Source organism: Pseudarcicella hirudinis, assembly GCF_900115665.1.
GTDB lineage: Bacteria > Bacteroidota > Bacteroidia > Cytophagales > Spirosomataceae > Pseudarcicella > Pseudarcicella hirudinis.
Genome location: NZ_FOXH01000028.1, coordinates 1 through 3,367 on the forward strand (window position 1 = coordinate 1; position 3,367 = coordinate 3,367).

Annotated in this window: 1 tRNA gene and 2 rRNA genes; all 3 read left to right on the plus strand. The window is 46.9% G+C overall.

The features are described from left to right. Positions 1–5: 5 nt before the first annotated feature. The 3 genes from BM179_RS24915 (at position 6) to rrf (ending at position 3,325) form a co-directional block, all read left to right on the plus strand. A tRNA-Ala gene (locus BM179_RS24915) sits at positions 6–79 on the plus strand. Positions 80–282: 203 nt separating this feature from the next. Further along, positions 283–3,105: ribosomal RNA gene (locus BM179_RS24920) — 23S ribosomal RNA — on the plus strand. A gap of 108 nt (positions 3,106–3,213) precedes the next feature. Then, a 5S ribosomal RNA gene (gene rrf, locus BM179_RS24925) occupies positions 3,214–3,325 on the plus strand. The last annotated feature ends 42 nt before the right edge of the window (positions 3,326–3,367 follow it).

The following is a 3,367-nucleotide window of genomic DNA, read 5'->3' on the forward strand; positions in this document are numbered from 1 at the left end:
AACATGGGGGATTAGCTCAGCTGGCTAGAGCACCTGCCTTGCACGCAGGGGGTCAACGGTTCGAATCCGTTATTCTCCACAAGAGTGAAGGATTAAGTAAAAAGAAGGAGTAGGTAAAAGTTAATAAATTAATCGAACGAGATTAATTGGCGATATTGGTAGGAATGATTATAGAGTGATTTATAGTTATAGCTATTAATAAAAGGTTCTTTGACATATTGTGAGAAATAGTAGAGAATGAGTAAGAGCAAAAACGAAATATAGCATTAAATATACTTCAGACAGGAAGTGAATTAAGGGCGTATGGGGGATGCCTTGGCTCTTGAAGGCGATGAAGGACGTGTTAAGCTGCGATAAGCTGCGGGGAGCTGCACAAAAGTGTTGATCCGTAGATTTCCGAATGGGGCAACCCGGCTAGTTGAAGACTAGTCACTCCTCGAATGAGGTAGAGCAAACCCGGAGAACTGAAACATCTAAGTACCCGGAGGAAGAGAAAACAAAAGTGATTCCGTAAGTAGTGGCGAGCGAACGCGGATTAGCCCAAACCAGATTTGTTACGGCAAAGCTGGGGTTGTAGGACTTCTTTTTAGAAAGATAAGGAATCTGAATTGTCTGGGAAGGCAAGCCATAGCGGGTGATAGCCCCGTAAGAGTAAAATTATCAGACGTAGGAGTATCCTGAGTAGGGGGGGACAGGAGAAATCCCCTTTGAATCTGCCGGCACCATCCGGTAAGGCTAAATACTTTCAAGAGACCGATAGCGAACTAGTACTGTGAAGGAAAGGTGAAAAGTACCCCGAGTAGGGGGGTGAAAAGACCCTGAAACCATACGCTTACAAGCGGTCGGAGCTGCGCGATGCAGTGACGGCGTGCCTTTTGCATAATGAGCCTACGAGTTACTCTTCCTGGCAAGGTTAAGTGGTGTAGCCACGCAGCCGGAGCGAAAGCGAGTCTGAATAGGGCGGTTAGTCAGGGGGAGTAGACGCGAAACTTTGTGATCTACCCATGAGCAGGTTGAAGTGTTGGTAACACAACATGGAGGACCGAACCAGTTTACGTTGAAAAGTATTTGGATGACTTGTGGGTAGGGGTGAAAGGCCAATCAAACTGAGAAATAGCTCGTACTCCCCGAAATGTTTTTAGGAACAGCCTCGGACGTATTCTCATGCAGGTAAAGCTACCGATAGGACTAGGGGGAGTCAAATCCTACCAAATCCTGACGAACTCTGAATGGCATGAGATTTATCCGGGAGTGAGGGCTGGGGTGCTAAGGTCCCAGTCCGAGAGGGAAAGAACCCAGACCAACAGCTAAGGTCCCCAAATCTATACTAAGTTGAACAAAGGAGGTCTGATTGCAGAGACAGCCAGGATGTTAGCTTGGAAGCAGCTATTCATTTAAAGAGTGCGTAACAGCTCACTGGTCGAGCGAGGCGGGCATCGATAATAAACGGGCATCAAGTATAGTACCGAAGCTTTGGATTATATATTTATATATACTGGTAGGGGAGCATTCTGAATGCAGTGAAGGATAGGCGACAAGCCTTACTGGAGCGTTCAGAAAAGCAAATGTAGGCATAAGTAACGATAATGTGGGCGAGAAACCCACACGCCGAAAGACTAAGGTTTCCTCAGCTATGCTAATCAACTGAGGGTTAGTCGGGGGCTAAGGGTCTAGCGAGAGCGACAATCTAATGCACAACAGGTTAATATTCCTGTACTTATTATGAGGGAGAAACAATGACGGAGCATCGTGGTTTTCAGGTACTGACGGAATAGTGCCTTAGAGAAGAAGTCGCAAGACAGAAACGAGAGAGCGAAGAAGCTTCCAAGAAAAGTTGTGGATCAATACTTTATAATAACCCGTACCGTAAACCGACACAGGTGGTCGAGAAGAGAATTCTAAGGCGCTCGAGTGAATCACGGCTAAGGAACTCGGCAAATTAACCCTGTAACTTCGGGAGAAGGGGGGCCTACTCGCAAGAGAGGTCGCAGAGAAATGGCCCAGGCGACTGTTTAACAAAAACACATGGCTATGCAAAATCGAAAGATGACGTATATGGCCTGACACCTGCCCGGTGCTGGAAGGTTAAGAGGGGATGTTAGCGCAAGCGAAGCATTGAATTGAAGCCCCAGTAAACGGCGGCCGTAACTATAACGGTCCTAAGGTAGCGAAATTCCTTGTCGGGTAAGTTCCGACCTGCACGAATGGTGTAACGATCTGGGCACTGTCTCAGCCGTGAGCTCGGTGAAATTGTAGTAACGGTGAAGATGCCGTTTACCCGCAACGGGACGGAAAGACCCCATGAACCTTTACTATAGCTTAGCATTGAGTTTTGGTACTGGATGTGTAGGATAGGTGGGAGACTGTGAAATGGCGTCGCTAGGCGTCATGGAGTCAACGTTGAAATACCACCCTTCTTGTACTGGAATTCTAACCTAAATAGGGACATTGCTTGGTGGGTAGTTTGACTGGGGTGGTCGCCTCCAAAAGAGTAACGGAGGCTTTCAAAGGTTCCCTCAGTACGCTTGGTAACCGTACGTAGAGTGCAATAGCAAAAGGGAGCTTGACTGTGAGACATACAAGTCGATCAGGTACGAAAGTAGGATATAGTGATCCGGTGGTTTAGTATGGAACAGCCATCGCTCAAAGGATAAAAGGTACTCTGGGGATAACAGGCTGATCTCCCCCAAGAGCTCACATCGACGGGGAGGTTTGGCACCTCGATGTCGGCTCGTCACATCCTGGGGCTGGAGAAGGTCCCAAGGGTTCGGCTGTTCGCCGATTAAAGTGGCACGCGAGCTGGGTTCAGAACGTCGTGAGACAGTTCGGTCCCTATCTGTTGTGGGCGTAGGAATATTGACAGGTTCTGACTTTAGTACGAGAGGACCGAGTTGGACTGACCGCTGGTATATCAGTTGTTCCGCCAGGGGCATAGCTGAGTAGCCACGTCGGGACCAGATAAGCGCTGAAAGCATCTAAGTGCGAAACTGACCTGAAGATGAGTATTCCATGAGGGACGTTGTAGACGACGACGTTGATAGGCTACAGATGTAAAGGCAGAAATGTCAAAGTCGAGTAGTACTAATTACCCGAAAGCTTCCTGTTTTTTTAATTTTACTTAGGAGATTGTTTACTATTTTTCACAATATATCAAGAGAAAGAACCTTAGAGTCATTAAGTATGAGGTTGATAAAAAATAAACCTGAAAGACTTTATGGCACCGATAGGACTGGTGTTCACCTCTTCCCATCTCGAACAGAGTAGTTAAGCCCAGTTCCGCTGATGATACTGCAGTCAAATGCGGGAAAGTAAGTAAGTGCCAAATTATTATTAACAAGCCTTGGTAACAACACTGTTATCAAGGCTT